Annotated in this window: 1 protein-coding gene; it reads right to left on the bottom strand. The window is 57.6% G+C overall.

All coding sequences use genetic code 11. The features are described 5' to 3' along the window. Positions 1-268: 268 nt before the first annotated feature. On the bottom strand, positions 269-552 hold a 284-nt coding region (locus ABTU92_RS29560; RefSeq protein WP_408095110.1), incomplete at its 5' end, for a hypothetical protein.

Genomic DNA, 552 nt, shown 5'->3' with positions numbered 1-552 from the left:
GGCGAGGACGACTGAGCGGACGGTCGAGGGCCGGGAGCCGCGGGCATTCTTGCTTGCCCCTCTCGCTTGCCACGGTGCGGCCGACGTGGATTGAAACCGGAGGCGAGATCCACTATATGTCGAGAGATCGAAGCGATAGATCGGTTGAAAAAGCGCTTCCCCGCCGGGTGTCCGGTCCACGCGCGATGCGAGATAGGCTGCCAAGCCGAAGTGGAAACCGAAGCCAGTCACGATAAGGAAAGGCCACCTCCGGGTGGTCTTTTCTTTTTTACCGGGCGGCGAACTTGACCTCCTGATTCAGGAGCACTTTCCGGGCGAGAACCGTGAACCGGATGGCATTTGGTCGACTTCGCGTCGACTTCGGTCGCGATGACAAATAAGCACTTTCGACTGTTAGCCGCAAGTCGACCGGATCCTGAGGCTGCGCCCGCTGGAGCATAAAATAGACTTCGTAAGACTGGTGCTCGATCATGATTGGTGTCACGTAGACGTAATTTCTCGCTACGCTGGTTTGGTTCACCTTTCTGGTTGGAAGCTCGTCGATCAGGGAGG

Origin of the sequence: Rhodoplanes sp. SY1, from assembly GCF_046000175.1 — a bacterium.
In the GTDB taxonomy this organism is placed as follows: domain Bacteria; phylum Pseudomonadota; class Alphaproteobacteria; order Rhizobiales; family Xanthobacteraceae; genus Rhodoplanes.
The sequence above is the reverse complement of the archived record's forward strand: the minus strand, read 5'-3'. Positions and strand labels throughout refer to the sequence as shown.